Origin of the sequence: Acinetobacter sp. TG2027, assembly GCF_000302435.1 — a bacterium.
GTDB classification, from domain to species: Bacteria; Pseudomonadota; Gammaproteobacteria; order Pseudomonadales; family Moraxellaceae; genus Acinetobacter; species Acinetobacter pittii.
Genome location: NZ_AMJN01000031.1, coordinates 240,414 through 256,072 on the forward strand (window position 1 = coordinate 240,414; position 15,659 = coordinate 256,072).

The following is a 15,659-nucleotide window of genomic DNA, read 5'->3' on the forward strand; positions in this document are numbered from 1 at the left end:
CCACCATGAAATTTTAAATATTATTAAGTTATTCTAAAATATTAAGATAAATAGATACTCATTTTAATTAAATATTATTAACTATCATAAAACACTAAACCCTTATTGTAGCTACTTTAAATCGCGGCTTTTTATATAGTTAAAAATTTTTTATGTATCCATTAATATTATTTTTAAAATGATAAAACATTTAGAATGTTTTCCTATTCCCCATATATAGAATTTAAAGCTTAGGCATTGTAATGGATAAAATTTTATCAATCTACTCTTAAGTTAAATGTCTTATAGAATTTTTATAAATTAAATTAATTGAAAAATCTTTAAATCGTAATTAAACCAATAATGATTAATTTCTCCTTCATTTGAAATGACATTAAAACTATTTGGAACATGATAATGCAAACGACTAGAAGTCGCTGTTCCTGCATGAATATCATAAATAGGATGATTTATCTTTAACTGATAAATTTGCGTTAAATCATATACAGCGGTTTTATGTAAATGCCCGTGTAACATTCCAAATAGTCCCGTTGTACTCCATTTTTCGAGTGCCATTTTTCCTAATACAGGACAATCTTTAATACCATGCTCATCATCAGGTGGAGTATAAAAAGGTTGATGGAAAACAACTAATTTGATTTTATCCGCTGGCGCTTGCTGTAATCGCTCATATGTAGTTTGAATTTGCTCAATCGAAATATGTCCACGAGTATGATAACGACGGCGAATACTATTCACCCCAACAATATAAAAATGTTCAGTTTCTAAAGTCGGTTCAAGCTGGCCAAAAAAATATTGGTAGCGAGTAAATGGTGAAAAAAAACGGTTCCAGACATGGTACAACGGAATATCGTGGTTACCAGGAACAACAAGATAAGGAATATTAAGGCTATCTAAAAACTGACGGCATTTATAAAACTGTTGATATCGGGCACGTTGAGTAATATCACCACTCACCACAATGACTTCAGGTTTATGTTGAGTGCAAAAAAGTCGGATTGCATCTAAACATGCCTCAACTTCTGTTCCAAAATGCAGATCAGACAGATGTAACAACATTTGGCACCATAATATTTAAAGCATTCTTTTCTACAGAGAAATTTAAAGGTGCTTTCATCTCTAATATTTCACCATCTAAAGCTACTGTAAGTTTTGACCTTTTTGCACAATCTACGACCACATGATCTGCACAAAAACTATAAACATCTTGTGTCTCTTCTACTTTACCTTGAATCCACTGCCACAACATGTTTAATAAACTAAGCCTATCACTTTTCGTAATGACCACTCCAGCGACTCGACCTTGTGCTGCACATTCGGCAATTCTTAATTTCATATCACACAACTGCAACTGGTTATTACCAAAGAAAATTAAAGGGGTTTTGACTGGATATTTCTTCCCATCAACTGTGACGGAAAGTTTCATGGATTTATTTTCTCTTAATAAAACATCCAGCGCTGAGGTATAGGCATGTAAAGGTAAGCGTCCTAAATATTTATTATAAAGCTCACGTTTCTTTATAAATAATGGATAAAGTCCTAGACTCGCATTATTTAAATAAACATGGTCATTAATTGTCGCAATATGTACAGAGCGTGGTGTACCTGTAGCGATGACTTCAGCAGCTTCTAACAAATCTAAGGGAATATCTAAAACTTTAGCGACATAATTAAAAGTTCCCAAAGGTAAAATTCCCATAGGGATATGAGTATGTCTAAGTTTTGATGCTACCGCATTTAATGTTCCATCCCCACCCGCTGCAACAACAACACCTAAGTTTGTATTTTGGCTATGCCGATGAATTACTTGACTCATCAAATCATCAAAAGAAACATCTTCCGCTAATTCAAAAACTTGTATTTCAAAACCAAATTCGGTGAACACGGTCATTAACTGTTCATATATATCTTCATGTTTTGACGCATGAAAACCCGACTTTTGGTTATAAATGATAGAGAGAGGTTTTAAAGTCCGCATTTTTATTATCTTAGAGGGATTCATCCTGAATATTGTATATAAAAACGCCTAATAAAAGTCTCTTTATGTAAATTTTGAATGAAGATCATTTGTTTAATCAATAATAATTCTCAAGAAAAAAATAAGAATCAAGATATTGATTTTTAAGGAAATAAATAATATAAATAACATACATACAACATAAAAATATTGATAATAAGATATTGTAAAAAACTACAAGTTAATGATTTAAATGAGAAAAATATAAAAAAGTAAAATATCTATTTCTTAGTCTTTAGTCTTATTTTTTTTATGATTTTGTGCTTTAATACAGCCACTTTTTTATTTGATCTTTCATTGTACCTCTCAATGAATGACTTGTACGTTGTACATATTTTGAATAGGCCTCACCATGACCACAGTGAACGCACCAGAATTCGTTCGTCATCCTAAGCTTATCGCATGGGTTGAAGAAATTGCAAACTTAACCAAACCAGCAAAAATCGAATGGTGTGACGGAAGCGAAGAAGAGTATCAACGTCTAATCGACTTGATGATCGCTAACGGCACCATGCAGAAATTAAACCAAGAAAAACATCCTGGTTCTTATCTTGCAAATTCTGACCCATCTGACGTTGCACGTGTTGAAGACCGTACTTACATCTGCTCTCAAAATAAAGAAGATGCTGGTGCGACAAACAACTGGGAAAACCCAGCTGTTATGCGTGAAAAATTAAATGGTTTATTTGAAGGCTCAATGGAAGGCCGTACAATGTACGTTGTTCCTTTCTCAATGGGTCCTTTAGGTAGCCATATTGCTCATATCGGTATTGAGTTAACTGACTCTCCTTACGTTGCTGTTAGCATGCGTAAAATGGCACGTATGGGTAAAGCAGTTTATGACGTATTAGGTACAGACGGCGAGTTTGTTCCTTGTGTACATACAGTAGGTGCTCCACTTGCTGAAGGTCAACAAGATGTTGCTTGGCCATGTAACCCTGAAAAATATATCGTTCATTACCCAGAAACTCGTGAAATCTGGTCTTTCGGTTCTGGTTACGGCGGTAACGCATTACTTGGCAAAAAATGTTTAGCTCTTCGTATCGCTTCTGTCATGGGACGCGAACAAGGTTGGTTAGCTGAACACATGCTTATTCTTGGTGTAACTAACCCTCAAGGTGAAAAACACTACATCGCTGCAGCATTCCCGTCTGCATGTGGTAAAACAAACTTTGCAATGTTAATTCCACCAGCAGGTTATGAAGGTTGGAAAATCGAAACTGTAGGTGACGATATTGCTTGGATCAAACCAGGTGAAGATGGTCGTTTATATGCGATTAACCCTGAAGCTGGTTTCTTCGGTGTAGCTCCTGGTACAAACACCAAGACTAACCCGAACTGTATGGCAACTCTTCATAAAGATGTTATCTATACAAACGTAGCGGTAACTGAAGATGGTCAAGTATGGTGGGAAGGTCTTTCTAAAGAAGTTCCAACAAACTTAACTAACTGGAAAGGTCAACCTCATGTAAATGGTGAAAAAGCAGCGCATCCAAATGCTCGCTTCACTGTTGCAGCTGGTCAATGCCCTTCTATTGATGCTGACTGGGAAAATCCAGCAGGCGTTCCAATTTCTGCATTTATCTTCGGCGGTCGCCGCGCAGATACAGTTCCTTTAGTTTCTGAAGCTTTCGACTGGGTTGACGGTGTATATAAAGCAGCAACTATGGGTTCTGAAACTACTGCTGCTGCTGTTGGTCAACAAGGTATCGTTCGTCGTGACCCATTCGCGATGCTTCCATTTGCTGGCTATAACATGGCTGACTACTTTGATCACTGGTTAAGCCTTGGTCAACAAGTAAGCACAAAAGCTGAAGCAGCTGGTAATAAATTACCAAAAATCTTCAATGTAAACTGGTTCCGTCGTGATGCTGAAGGCAACTTCGTATGGCCTGGTTTCGGTCAAAACATGCGTGTTCTTGAGTGGATCATTGATCGTTGTGAAGGTCGTGCAAACGCTGTTGAAACACCAATTGGCCTTGTTCCAACATATGACGACTTGAACTGGGAAGGTACTGAATTCTCTAAAGAAGAATTTGACCTAATCACAGCTCAAGATAAAGATCAGTGGATTACTGAAATTGAAAGCCACACTGATTTATTTAATAAACTCGGTGATCGCTTACCGAAAGCATTAAAAGAACGTCAAGCAGCTTTACTTGAAGCTGTAAAAACTGGCTTCTAATTGCTATATATAAAAAAGGTCGCTATATGCGACCTTTTTTATTATGCGGCATCATCTTTTTGTCGACGCTCAGATAAATAAACTTCTAATACTTTTATTTGTTTTTCATCAAATGCCAGACCTAGTTTTGTTCTACGCCACAATATATCCTCAGCAGTAGTTGCCCATTCATATTCACATAAGTATTTGACTTCGCATTCAAATAAATCATGTCCAAAATTCTGGCCTAATTGCTCTATTGCATTTCTCTCTCGAACCATATTCCAGACTTTTGTGCCGTATGCATGCGCCCAACGGTTGATAAGTGAGTCAGAAACTCCACTTACACGTGAATGAATCTGATGCGTTAAATCATCTAGTGTTGTCCAGTTTTCAGCGCCAGGTAATGGCTCATCTGCAGTCCACTCCTCTGCCATATTACTAAAAAACGGGGATAGATCTTCTAAAGCAGCCTCTGCCAGTTTCCGATAAGTCGTGATCTTGCCGCCAAATATAGATAACAAAGGTGCTTTTTTATGTTCAGCCTGTAATGCCAAAGTATAGTCACGTGTAATCGCTGAAGGATTATCAGATTCATCATCACATAAAGCACGTACACCCGAGTACTGGCTTACAATATCAGCTCGAGTTAACTGCTTTTTAAAATGTGAATTGGTCACTGTTAAGAGGTAATCAATTTCTACCTCTGTGATCTCTACCTTTTGTGGATCACCTGTATATTCCTGATCGGTCGTACCAATCAGTGTATATTTTTCTAAATACGGAATTGCAAACACGATGCGTCGATCTTCGTTTTGCATAATGAAGGCTTTATGGCAGTCATATAATTTTGGTACAACAATATGACTTCCTTGGATCAGCCGAATTCGATAGGGTGATTTTAGCTTCAGATTTTCACTAATAATTTCTTCAACCCAAGGGCCTGCCGCATTCACTAAAGCTCGTGCACGTACCTGATAAAACTCTGCTCCGCTTTGTAACTCCAGATGCCACAACTCTTGTTCCCGATAAGCTTTAATACAACGCGTACGCGTTACGACTTTGGCACCTTTCTCTTTGGCCTGTAATGCATTTAACACCACAAGACGTGCATCATCTACAGTACAGTCAGAATATTCAAAGCCACGTGTGATAGCTGGTTTTAAAGGACTATCTTCTTTGAAGTAAATCAGATTTGATCCTAATAGTTTTTCTCGTTTTCCCAAATGATCATAAAAAAACAGTCCAGCACGAATTAACCATGCAGGACGTAAATGTGGTCGATGAGGCATAATAAAGCGCATTGGTTTAATAATATGTGGAGCTTTAGCCAACAACACTTCTCGCTCTGCTAAGGCTTCTCTAACCAGTCGAAATTCTTTATGTTCTAAATAGCGCAGACCGCCATGGATTAATTTGCTACTAGCAGATGAGGTGTGGCTAGCTAAATCATCTTTTTCACATAAAAATACGGACAGTCCACGGCCTGCTGCATCATTAGCAATACCGACGCCATTAATACCGCCACCAATTACGGCAATATCATATATTTTTGAATAATCATTAGGCTGTACTGTCATTTCTCATTTTCTTTTTATTGTTGATCTTATAAAAATTAAAACACCAAATTGATGAAACAACAATCAAAAAAGTAGAATAATCAATTTTAAATAACCAAGTATTTAACCGTTAATTGATTACCCTACTATTGAATTCAACCAGTTAAAGAACGAATTAATCCTCAGCCCAACTTTGACTACGCTTAACTGCCTTGAGCCAACCCTTATAAATCATCTCAGATTGCTCAGAAGACATTTTTGGCTCAAATACCTTTTCTATGGCAGATTTATTTCTTAACTCATGTAGATCTTGCCAGAAACCCGTCGCCAGCCCAGCAAGGAAAGCTGCACCCAAAGCAGTAGTTTCTTTCATTATTGGACGTTCTACTGGTGTCGCTAAAATATCAGCCTGAAATTGCATTAAGAAATTATTTTCCGTTACTCCCCCATCAACACGGAGTGTACGGAGCTCTTCTTCTGCATCTTGCTGCATTGCATCTAAAACATCTCGGGTTTGAAAAGCAATAGACTCTAAAGTTGCGCGAATAATATGTTCAATACTAGCCCCACGAGTAAGTCCAAAAATAGCTCCACGCGCTGTTGGGTCCCAATATGGTGCGCCTAACCCTGTAAAAGCAGGTACAACATATACACCATTACTGTCTTTCACACGTGTTGCATAAAGCTCAGAGTCTTTAGCATTCTTAATGACTTTTAATTCATCGCGTAACCACTGCACGCAAGAACCACCATTAAACACGGCGCCCTCTAAGGCATAGTTCACCTCACCACTCGCACCACATGCAATAGTAGTTAGTAATCCATGTTCTGACCGGACAATCTTCTTACCTGTGTTCATTAATAGAAAACAGCCTGTGCCGTAGGTATTTTTTGCCTGACCAGACTCAACACACATTTGACCAAACAGTGCGGCTTGTTGATCACCTGCGATTCCTGCAATGGGGATACCAACTTCTTGCCCACTTATGGTATGTGTATATCCATAAACCTCAGATGAGCTACGCACTTCGGGTAGCATTACTCGAGGAATATCTAAAACTTGTAAAAGTTTTTCATCCCATTCAAGTTTTTCGATATCAAAAAGCATAGTTCTTGAAGCATTGGTAAAATCAGTCACATGAACAGCACCATTGGTTAGTTTCCAGATTAACCAAGTGTCCACCGTACCGAACAACAATTCTCCTCGCTCAGCACGTTCACGACTTCCTTCAACATGGTCTAATATCCATTTAATTTTTGTAGCCGAAAAATACGGATCAATCACTAACCCCGTTGTTTTACGAATGTATTCTTGCCATCCTTCTTTATGCAATTGATTGCATATTTCAGTCGTCTGTCGGCTTTGCCAAACAATCGCATTGTAAATAGGCTTGCCCGTTTTTTTATCCCAAACAACTGTAGTTTCCCGCTGGTTTGTAATCCCAATTGCTGCAACTTGTTCACTCTTAATGCCTGCTTGAGCTAAAACTTCTACCCAAACAGCACTTTGCGTAGCCCAAATTTCCATAGGGTCATGCTCAACCCAGCCAGGCTGAGGATAAATCTGAGTAAATTCTTTTTGAGCAATACTGACAACGTTAGCATCATGGTCTAAAACAATTGCTCTTGAGCTTGTTGTTCCCTGATCAAAAGCAACAATATATTTTTTCGGGCAATTTGACATCTGAATGTCCCTTTCATTATTCACACACATCTAGTCCACAATGCCAAGACATCATGCCTAACTATATTTACTTAAAATTTTCTTTGGAATATATCATTATTTTTAAGGGGTATAGGTTTTCTTCGCCCAAACTCTACTCATTCTTTATCAATTTTTACTACTTGGAAAAAAATAATATGCTAAAGATCCCCACAATATTATAAAAGTGAGCTGATCGGCTAATTTGAAATCACATAAATATTCAACTTATTCCTTTGCTTAAATAATAAACATTGTTTTACAGACATAAAAAAAATAAAGTGAAATACTCCTTTAGAAAATATGTAAAACGGAATAAATCTTCTCTTTTTTTAGCATTCAACCCAAGCGAAACATGGAGCGACTCATGGTTGATCAACCTTCTACCGCAACAACTCCACATTCTAATTTAGATACAAAAACTCGTCTAAAATCAATTTTGGGCGGTTCTGCCGGTAACCTTGTCGAATGGTACGACTGGTATGTATATGCCGCATTTACGCTCTATTTTGCTCATGCTTTTTTCCCAAAAGGTAGCCAGACGGCTCAACTCCTTCAAGCGGCCGCAATTTTTGCTGTAGGCTTTTTAATGCGCCCGATCGGTGCATGGATTATGGGAATCTATTCCGACCGTAAAGGACGCAAGGCGGGTCTTACGCTTTCCGTCACTTTAATGTGTATAGGTTCGCTGCTTATTGCCGTGACGCCAAGTTATGAAACTATTGGTGTATTTGCCCCTCTTCTTTTAGTTGTCGCTCGTTTAATTCAAGGCTTAAGTGTAGGCGGTGAATATGGTGCTAGTGCTACCTATTTAAGTGAAATGGCTGAAAGAAATCGACGTGGTTTTTTCTCTAGCTTCCAATATGTAACATTGATTGCTGGCCAGCTCACAGCCCTATGTGTTCTATTAATATTACAAATGGTATTAACTGAAGAACAACTACATGATTGGGGATGGCGTATCCCATTCTTTATCGGGGCTTTACTTGCTATTGTAGTTTTCCGTATTCGACGTGGCCTATTAGAAACTCAATCTTTTAAAAATGCTCAAAGTGAAACAGACCAGCCTAAATCAGGCATGTTTGCTTTATTTAAACATTATCCGAAAGAAGCGTTCACAGTATTGTTTTTAACAGCTGGCGGGACTTTAGCTTTCTATACTTACACGACTTATCTGCAAAAATATTTAGTAAATACTTCTGGATTTACTAAACCGGAAGCTACCCAAATTACAACTTTAGCGCTATTTATTTTTATGTGTCTACAGCCGGTAGCGGGTGCTTTATCGGATCGCATTGGTCGAAAACCCCTTATGATTTTCTTCGGAATAACAGGTGTTTTATTCACTTACGTTTTATTTGATGCACTCGCAAATACACATAACTACTGGACAGCTTTTTGGTTATGTTTTGGCGGTCTTGTAATGGTGACTGGTTATACTTCAATTAATGCCGTAGTTAAAGCTGAGCTTTTCCCTGCACACATTCGCGCTTTAGGTGTTGCATTACCTTACGCAATTGCCAATACATTATTTGGCGGAACAGCAGAGTTCTTTGCTTTAAGTTTTAAAGAAGCTGGGCATGAATCTTGGTACTTTATTTATGTAAGTATCATGATCTTCATTTCTCTGATTATTTATATTTTTATGAAAGACACCAAGCATCACTCAAAAATTAAAGAACATTAATACTTTACTAATAAGGGCTAATATCGTACGCCGATGTTAGCTCAAATCATGAGATTAAGCCCCAACAACCTTTGTATTTTATGAGATACTAGCTATAAGAAAATAAGGACGATACTGATGAATAAAAGTATTTTATGCTTGGCATTAAGTAGTATGTTTGTTTTAACTGCTTGTCAGACTACCCCTCGACAATATAATGGTTCAACTGGATACCAGATTGAAAACCAAACAAAAACTTCGGCGACTTTAGCTTACACTTTAGCGGGTCGTAATAACCAGCAACTCGACGAGCGTAAATTGCAACGTGCTTGTCAAAATGTGCTAGGTGCTCAGAAGGTTTATAAATTATCAATTTTGAGTATCACCGAAATTCCTAATCCAGCGAAAGATGAGCATTATGGAATTCAACTCGGCGAAACTCGTGCTTCTTTTGGCTTATCAAATACACCTAGCTTAAATAATGGTGAAGACTATGCGACTCGCCAAGCGCTTGAAGCACGTCCAAGCACACTAAAAGTTGTTCGTTATACTTGTTTATAAAATAAAAAAAGACGCTGTTCTTTTACAGCGTCTTATAAAAACTTACATTTCTAAACTCTTTAGCTTCATCTAGATCAGGCCATGTAGAAGCACTTCTTTCACCAATCTTTTGATATTTGGGATGACTAAAATTCTTAACACGACTATCAGCCACCCAGACTTCTGGTGCAAACTTTAAAAATTCATCTAAGAAAAAGCGGTTACATTGATCATATAAAACATCAGCTGCTAGCAAAACATCAACTTGCTCAGCCTTATATAAATCATCTAAATATTCTAGTTCAACATTATTAAGTAAAGCGTTTTCGCGGCAAGCATTCAAACTAACTTGATCAATATCACAGCAGATGACTCGTTTCGCTCCTGCTATTTTTGCAGCAATTGCAACAACACCTGAACCGGCTCCGAAATCTAACACCACTTTATCTTTAACATGGTGCGGCTCTGCAAGTAACCACTGTGCCATTGCTAAACCAGATGCCCAACAGAAAATCCAATACGGCGTATCATTCCAAATACGACGAATAACTTCATCATCTAAGCGATCAGTTGGAAAAACTGGTGGAATCAACCATAAAGAAATAGGCGTTTCTGGTAATTGTTGTGCCATCAACTCACAATTGGGAATAACTTCATGTAAGGCTTGAAGTAAATGTTCAGGGGCTTTAGACAGTTGAAAGGTGCAGCTCATCAGATTTCTTTTAATTCATTTTTATAACAAGCATAACAGAGTCATTCCATTATGATTTGAATTTTTAGAATAACCTTCGGTTGGACCTACTTTTCTTTCGGGAAAAGTAGGCAAAACCATTGTCATCCGCAAAACTCGGCAGATACTCTCTAGAATCGAAAGCATCGCAGAAACATTAAATTTTTAACGTATTTCTGCCTCAAACAATTGCGGATGACGGTTACGCGTATCAAATAACAGCCTAACGTTAATTAAATTAACCTAAAGCTTTTTCAGCAGCTTCTACAGTTTGACGAATCAAAGTTGTAATGGTCATTGGACCAACACCACCTGGTACTGGTGTATAAGCAGAAGCAATTTCTTCAATACCTTGAAGTTGAATATCACCTACACCACCGCCATCACGAGGATGGAAACCAGCATCTACAACCACTGCACCTTGTTTAATCCAATCTTTTTGGATAAGTTCAGCTTTACCAACTGCACCGACAATAATATCGGCTTGTTTCACAAGCTCAGGTAAGTTTTGTGTGCGTGAATGGCAAATCGTTACTGTTGCATTGGCTTGCAAAAGCATCATTGCCATTGGTTTACCTAAAATTGCTGAACGACCGACTACAACCGCATGTTTACCAGCAATTTCGATATTGTTTTCTTTTAAAATGGTCATGATGCCCGCAGGAGTCGCTGAACCATATGCAGCTTCACCCATAGCCATACGGCCAAAACCAAGACAGGTTACACCATCAACATCTTTAGCTAATGAGATTGCATCGAAACATGCACGCTCATCAATTTGCTCTGGAACTGGATGTTGTAAAAGAATGCCGTGTACATCTGGGTTAGCATTAAGTTTTTCAATTTCAGCTAATAATTGTTCTGTTGTCGTTTCTTGTGGCAATTCAATTTTTAAAGAGTCCATGCCTACTCGACGGCAAGCATTTCCTTTCATGCGTACATAAGTTGCAGATGCACCATCATCCCCAACTAAAATAGTCGCCAAAATTGGGGTACGACCTGTTTTAGCTTTTAAAGCTTCAACACGTACTGACAAATTTTCTTCAATTTGCTTTGCTAATGCGCGACCGTCTAAAACCAATGCCACAGCACATCTCCAAGGTAGACATGAATTTAATGTGCCAATAATACATGATTATTTGGACAAATTTATTCTAGATGTTGCTTTTATGTTCATCTTATCTCAAAACAGTATTGTTTTTTTTGTAAAGGTTGCTAATATGTGCATCACCAAATGTAGGCGGGGTGGCAGAGTGGTCATGCAGCGGACTGCAACTCCGTGGACGCCGGTTCGATTCCGACCTCCGCCTCCAAATTTGGTAAAGCCCGGGTGGTGAAATAGGTAGACACAGGGGATTTAAAATCCCCCGCCCACAAAGCGTGCCGGTTCGAGTCCGGCCCCGGGCACCATTTTCTAGTACAGAAATTGGTGTCATAAAGAATCCAGCGAAAGCTGGTTTTTTTATGTCTAAAAAAAGGATACTTATTAGCATCCCTTTCTCGCCCCATATATTTAAGCAGTTTTTTGCTTATCTTTTTCAGGTGTTAAATTCGCATCCAACACCAATTGATAGCTTCTACTAGAATCTACTTTATATTCTGCATTTTTAATTGAATCTACAAAAATCCAATCCGACAGCACCTGCTTATCATCTAGTGTAACCATTAAATAACCCCGCTGATTTAAATTACAATATGCCAATTCATCGATAAGCGTAGTAAAGGCAAATTCAAATTGCTGCAACTGAGCTAGCGGAATACTTAAATATTTTTCAAGACCCGGTGAAGAAACCGAACTTGTCGCCAGTTCAACCCCGACATATTCACCCTTTTGGCTATATAAGTAAGATGTCCACGCATTATGAGTATCACCCGCCAAAACAATAATTTTCTTATTCAACTCAGCCAATTTAGCGTACAAAAACTCCCGCTCAGTATAATAACCATCCCAAGCATCAAGGTTATATGGAACTAATGTTGTGACTCGCGCTTTTTCTTGAACAGTTAAAGTTGGATCACCCTGCTCTAATCGTAATTTTAATGTGACTAATTCTGTAATTTGAGCAGTCATTTTAGCTAACGTATCAGGCGAAGTTCCGCCTGAAGTAATTTGCCCCAGCGATGCCAACAACTCAGCTGGAATCCACATTTTACTCATTAAGACTTGCTGACCAATCACATTCCATGTTGCTGTAGATTGCTTTAATTTATCGACCAGCCAATCCCTTTGCGTATATCCCATTAAAGTACGCTTTGGATCTGTTAAATCAGCCTGAAACTTTTGAGCATCTAAACCTGAAGCTGTAATGTAATCTTTATATTCAAGCTGTTTATCTCGCGCAATAATACGTGTATCCAACATCGTCAGCTCAACTAGTGAGCCAAAATTAAATTGACGATAAATATTCAAATGATCGGTACTAGAAACTGGGCGAATCGGCATCCATTCAAAATAAGCTTGTAGAGCAGCTAATTTACGCTCCAAGAAAGGGCCTTCATTACTTTGATGATTCTCTGCACCTTCGCGCCAAGTATCATTCGCTAACTCATGGTCATCCCAAATTACAATAAATGGGTGACGCTGATGAACCGCCTGTAAGTCTTTATCTTGACGATACACCGCATAACGTTTGCGATAATCATCTAATTTAATAATTTCTTTATTATTATTGGACGGTAAAGTACGGCCCAGCTTTGCAGCATCTTCTGTCGCATAGCCATCAGCCCCATATTCATAAATATAATCACCCAAATGAATGACTACATCCACATTCTGTTTTACCATTTCACGATAACCGTAAAAATAACCCGCAGGATAATTAGAACAAGAACATACTGCGAAGCTGACCTTATTAGTAGTTACAGGTAATGTTTTTGTTTGCCCTACTGGCGAGACTTTGGTACCAAATCGAAAGCGATAATAATAAGTCGAACCCGCTTGTAGACCTGTTGCATCCACCTTCACGGTAAAATCGTCAGTTTTAGTCGTTTGAACCGTACCAGTCTTTAAATTTTGCTTGAACTGATCATCGGTAGCAATTTCCCAAGTCACCTTAAGAGGTGCACTAAAGTCTACTGGTGTTAACCGCGTCCATAAAATTACTTTATCTTGCAAAGGGTCGCCGCTCGCAACTCCATGTAAAAAATCTGCTTGTGTTTCTGAACCCTCCTCATCGGAACCATCATTACACCCCGTAAAAGCTACAGGCAAAGATAGCGCCCCAAAACCGAACAGACTTTTTTGAATTAATTCTCGGCGTGAAATTTTCTCTGACATAAAATTACCTAAGTTTTAAGCAATGAGTGTCTTAAATTTAGGTAGATAAGATGAACAACTGATCTCAGTTTAATGAACAAATCATGACACAAATTGGTTAATTTATATAAATACCAACAAGAACTGATTGAAAATAAAGCAAACTCTCTGATTTTCTCTTGCCAATCGCGCACTTGTCCTCTATTATTGCGCACATGCCCGGGTGGTGAAATAGGTAGACACAGGGGATTTAAAATCCCCCGCCCACAAAGCGTGCCGGTTCGAGTCCGGCCCCGGGCACCATTTTCAAATATTGAATTTGGTGCTACAAAGAATCCAGCGTATGCTGGTTTTTTTATGCCTAAACAAAATGAATTTTATGATAAGAATATTATTACTCGTTTACACTACCCTTTTTATAACAAAGGTTTACGCCACAGATCTTTTCTCTGGTACCCTTTCTTTCAAAGACAACCATTGGTATTTTTCACGTTGCTCTATTACTAAAGATGATTATTTAGTTAAAGCACCCGAACAGATAATAGATAAATTTAAAACGCTGGAACAAAAACGAGAAACTTATTGGGTCAGTTTGTTAGCGGACGCAGATTATCAAGAGAATGGTGTTTTAGTTTTAAAAGTTAAAGAAATAGACGAAATACATTTAAAGGCATCTTGCCACTTGTTAGATGTATTTGAAGATATTGAAAATCGAGAGTAATCACCACTCTCGATTCATCACCAGCTCTTCCATTTCTAGATCTAAATATCCAGCTTCCTGTGCTACCATCATCATTGCTTCAGCAATATAGTCAGCAGCACTATCATCTAACGAAGAATCTAGATCTTCGAACTGAGGTTTCATTTCATTAATTTCAATCACAGTCTGATGAGCATATCGATAGATATCCTGCTCAGCTAAGGCAGGCTTCTGAACTTTTTTAGCAAATTGTTCAATGAGCTGCTTGAGTTCAGCGACCAAAATATCTGGATAATATTCATCATCAAACATCGGGAGAAGTAAGTCTTCGAACATACAAAAGTTTACACAACAGCAAAAACTTGCCGCTTATAACATATTTTCAAAAGAATAACGATATTTTTCCCTGACTCAATCATCTAGCTCATTAAATTAATGAGCTACTACCTGATTTTTATAAAGCCTACTTTATTAAGCTTGTATCATCGCCTTCCAAACTAGAATTGCATCAGTCATTGCTTTGACATCATGCGCTCTAACAATCGATGCTCCTTGCTGAATACTAAGCAAATGCCCCGTAACGCTTCCTACCGCACGCTGATCTGCAGTTGCACCCTTTAATGCTTCACCAATAAAACGTTTACGAGAAAGGCCAGATAAAATCGGATAACCCATTTCACCAAGCTTCCAAAATTCTTTTAATAGTCTTAAGTTTTGCTGCGCATTTTTTGCAAAACCAAACCCAGGATCAATAATAATATTATGTTTTTTCACACCCGCATTTAAAGCTTCATTCACGCGCTGCTGGAGCTCCGCTATAACATCTAAGGTTACGTCCGTATATTGGTCTAACTGATTCATTGTAGTCGGCTCACCACGCATATGCATGATCACTACGGGTATATCCAGAGCTGCCGCCGTTTTTAAAGCATTGGGACGAGTAAGCGCACGTACATCATTCCAAATATGTGCTCCAGCTTCTTTCGCTGCACGAATAACATCAGGCTGACTTGTATCAATTGATAGAACAATATTATGTTTAGCTAAAGCTTCAACTACGGGCACAACTCTTCGTATTTCTTCTTCTATGCTTACTTCAGATGCCCCTGGACGGGTAGACTCCCCACCAATATCAATAATGGTGGCACCTTGCTCTATCATGGCTAGTGCATGAACAATCGCTTGATCTACTTGATTATGCTTTCCACCATCGCTAAAAGAATCTGGTGTGACATTTAATATACCCATAACATGAGGCTGTGATAGATCTAACTGAAGCTGTCCACACTGTAAAATTTGTTGAGGCAAAGGCATTAGTTGCATAA

At 38.2% G+C, this 15,659-nt stretch carries 13 protein-coding genes and 3 tRNA genes; 7 read left to right on the forward strand and 9 right to left on the reverse strand.

Going from position 1 to position 15,659, the window contains the following annotated elements; genetic code table 11:
• Positions 1–300: 300 nt before the first annotated feature.
• Both B806_RS0107365 and B806_RS0107370 read right to left on the reverse strand, forming a co-directional pair.
• The gene (locus tag B806_RS0107365; RefSeq protein WP_017385781.1) at positions 301–1,059 is read right to left on the reverse strand and encodes a metallophosphoesterase family protein; all 759 of its coding nucleotides are present in this window, start codon (positions 1,057–1,059) and stop codon (positions 301–303) included.
• Positions 1,040–1,978 carry a diacylglycerol kinase family protein gene (locus B806_RS0107370; protein ID WP_017385780.1) on the reverse strand — a complete coding sequence of 313 codons (939 nt, stop codon included), beginning with the start codon at positions 1,976–1,978 and terminating at the stop codon, positions 1,040–1,042. The genes B806_RS0107365 and B806_RS0107370 overlap by 20 nt, the downstream gene beginning before the upstream one ends.
• A 391-nt stretch (positions 1,979–2,369) precedes the next feature.
• On the opposite strand from B806_RS0107370, the gene B806_RS0107375 reads away from it, so the two are divergent.
• Entirely contained in the window at positions 2,370–4,202 is a 1,833-nt protein-coding gene (locus tag B806_RS0107375; RefSeq protein WP_002115528.1) for a phosphoenolpyruvate carboxykinase (GTP), read from the forward strand.
• A 41-nt stretch (positions 4,203–4,243) separates the two neighbouring features.
• On the opposite strand, the gene glpD is transcribed toward B806_RS0107375, so the two are convergent.
• Together glpD and glpK are read right to left on the reverse strand one after the other, a co-directional pair.
• Positions 4,244–5,761: a glycerol-3-phosphate dehydrogenase gene (gene glpD, locus B806_RS0107380; RefSeq protein ID WP_017385779.1), complete on the reverse strand. Its 1,518-nt coding sequence runs from the start codon at positions 5,759–5,761 to the stop codon at positions 4,244–4,246.
• 154 nt (positions 5,762–5,915) lie between these two features.
• Entirely contained in the window at positions 5,916–7,424 is a 1,509-nt protein-coding gene (gene glpK, locus B806_RS0107385) for a glycerol kinase GlpK (RefSeq protein ID WP_017385778.1), read from the reverse strand.
• Positions 7,425–7,797: 373 nt separating this feature from the next.
• Between glpK and B806_RS0107390 the strand changes: the two genes are divergently transcribed.
• On the forward strand, positions 7,798–9,129 hold the full coding sequence (locus tag B806_RS0107390) for an MFS transporter (RefSeq protein ID WP_079381129.1): 1,332 nt from the start codon (positions 7,798–7,800) through the stop codon (positions 9,127–9,129).
• 117 nt (positions 9,130–9,246) lie between these two features.
• Positions 9,247–9,669, forward strand: a complete 423-nt coding sequence (locus tag B806_RS0107395; protein ID WP_017385776.1) for a hypothetical protein — start codon at positions 9,247–9,249, stop codon at positions 9,667–9,669.
• A 22-nt stretch (positions 9,670–9,691) separates the two neighbouring features.
• On the opposite strand, the gene B806_RS0107400 is transcribed toward B806_RS0107395, so the two are convergent.
• Both B806_RS0107400 and folD read right to left on the reverse strand, forming a co-directional pair.
• Positions 9,692–10,360 (reverse strand): 50S ribosomal protein L11 methyltransferase, encoded by a 669-nt coding sequence (locus B806_RS0107400; protein WP_017385775.1) that lies wholly within the window; start codon positions 10,358–10,360, stop codon positions 9,692–9,694.
• Positions 10,361–10,616: 256 nt separating this feature from the next.
• Positions 10,617–11,465, reverse strand: a complete 849-nt coding sequence (gene folD / locus B806_RS0107405; protein WP_002115552.1) for a bifunctional methylenetetrahydrofolate dehydrogenase/methenyltetrahydrofolate cyclohydrolase FolD — start codon at positions 11,463–11,465, stop codon at positions 10,617–10,619.
• 152 nt (positions 11,466–11,617) lie between these two features.
• Here folD and B806_RS0107410 point away from each other — a divergent pair.
• A tRNA-Cys gene (locus B806_RS0107410) sits at positions 11,618–11,691 on the forward strand.
• Between the two features lie 11 nt (positions 11,692–11,702).
• Positions 11,703–11,788 (forward strand) — tRNA-Leu (locus tag B806_RS0107415).
• A 103-nt stretch (positions 11,789–11,891) separates the two neighbouring features.
• On the opposite strand, the gene B806_RS0107420 is transcribed toward B806_RS0107415, so the two are convergent.
• Positions 11,892–13,655, reverse strand: coding sequence for an alkaline phosphatase D family protein (locus B806_RS0107420; RefSeq protein WP_017402805.1), 1,764 nt, complete (start codon positions 13,653–13,655; stop codon positions 11,892–11,894).
• A gap of 196 nt (positions 13,656–13,851) precedes the next feature.
• Between B806_RS0107420 and B806_RS0107425 the strand changes: the two genes are divergently transcribed.
• Positions 13,852–13,937 (forward strand) — tRNA-Leu (locus B806_RS0107425).
• A gap of 76 nt (positions 13,938–14,013) precedes the next feature.
• Positions 14,014–14,355, forward strand: coding sequence for a hypothetical protein (locus B806_RS19750; protein WP_199982841.1), 342 nt, complete (start codon positions 14,014–14,016; stop codon positions 14,353–14,355).
• Here the strand turns inward: B806_RS19750 and B806_RS0107435 are convergent, their stop codons facing one another.
• Together B806_RS0107435 and folP are read right to left on the reverse strand one after the other, a co-directional pair.
• Positions 14,356–14,670: a DUF5713 family protein gene (locus tag B806_RS0107435; protein ID WP_005067609.1), complete on the reverse strand. Its 315-nt coding sequence runs from the start codon at positions 14,668–14,670 to the stop codon at positions 14,356–14,358. It lies immediately after the preceding gene.
• A gap of 135 nt (positions 14,671–14,805) precedes the next feature.
• Positions 14,806–15,657: a dihydropteroate synthase gene (folP, locus tag B806_RS0107440; protein ID WP_025465962.1), complete on the reverse strand. Its 852-nt coding sequence runs from the start codon at positions 15,655–15,657 to the stop codon at positions 14,806–14,808.
• Positions 15,658–15,659 lie beyond the last annotated feature (2 nt).

Bases quoted from the DNA above. Each gene is read 5' to 3' on its own strand.
- B806_RS0107365 (WP_017385781.1), bottom strand. From the start codon at position 1,059: ATGTTGTTACATCTGTCTGATCTGCATTTTGGAACAGAAGTTGAGGCA.
- B806_RS0107370 (WP_017385780.1), bottom strand. From the start codon at position 1,978: ATGCGGACTTTAAAACCTCTCTCTATCATTTATAACCAAAAGTCGGGT.
- B806_RS0107375 (WP_002115528.1), top strand. From the start codon at position 2,370: ATGACCACAGTGAACGCACCAGAATTCGTTCGTCATCCTAAGCTTATC.
- glpD (WP_017385779.1), bottom strand. From the start codon at position 5,761: ATGACAGTACAGCCTAATGATTATTCAAAAATATATGATATTGCCGTA.
- glpK (WP_017385778.1), bottom strand. From the start codon at position 7,424: ATGTCAAATTGCCCGAAAAAATATATTGTTGCTTTTGATCAGGGAACA.
- B806_RS0107390 (WP_079381129.1), top strand. From the start codon at position 7,798: ATGGAGCGACTCATGGTTGATCAACCTTCTACCGCAACAACTCCACAT.
- B806_RS0107395 (WP_017385776.1), top strand. From the start codon at position 9,247: ATGAATAAAAGTATTTTATGCTTGGCATTAAGTAGTATGTTTGTTTTA.
- B806_RS0107400 (WP_017385775.1), bottom strand. From the start codon at position 10,360: ATGAGCTGCACCTTTCAACTGTCTAAAGCCCCTGAACATTTACTTCAA.
- B806_RS0107420 (WP_017402805.1), bottom strand. From the start codon at position 13,655: ATGTCAGAGAAAATTTCACGCCGAGAATTAATTCAAAAAAGTCTGTTC.
- B806_RS19750 (WP_199982841.1), top strand. From the start codon at position 14,014: ATGATAAGAATATTATTACTCGTTTACACTACCCTTTTTATAACAAAG.
- B806_RS0107435 (WP_005067609.1), bottom strand. From the start codon at position 14,670: ATGTTCGAAGACTTACTTCTCCCGATGTTTGATGATGAATATTATCCA.
- folP (WP_025465962.1), bottom strand. From the start codon at position 15,657: ATGCAACTAATGCCTTTGCCTCAACAAATTTTACAGTGTGGACAGCTT.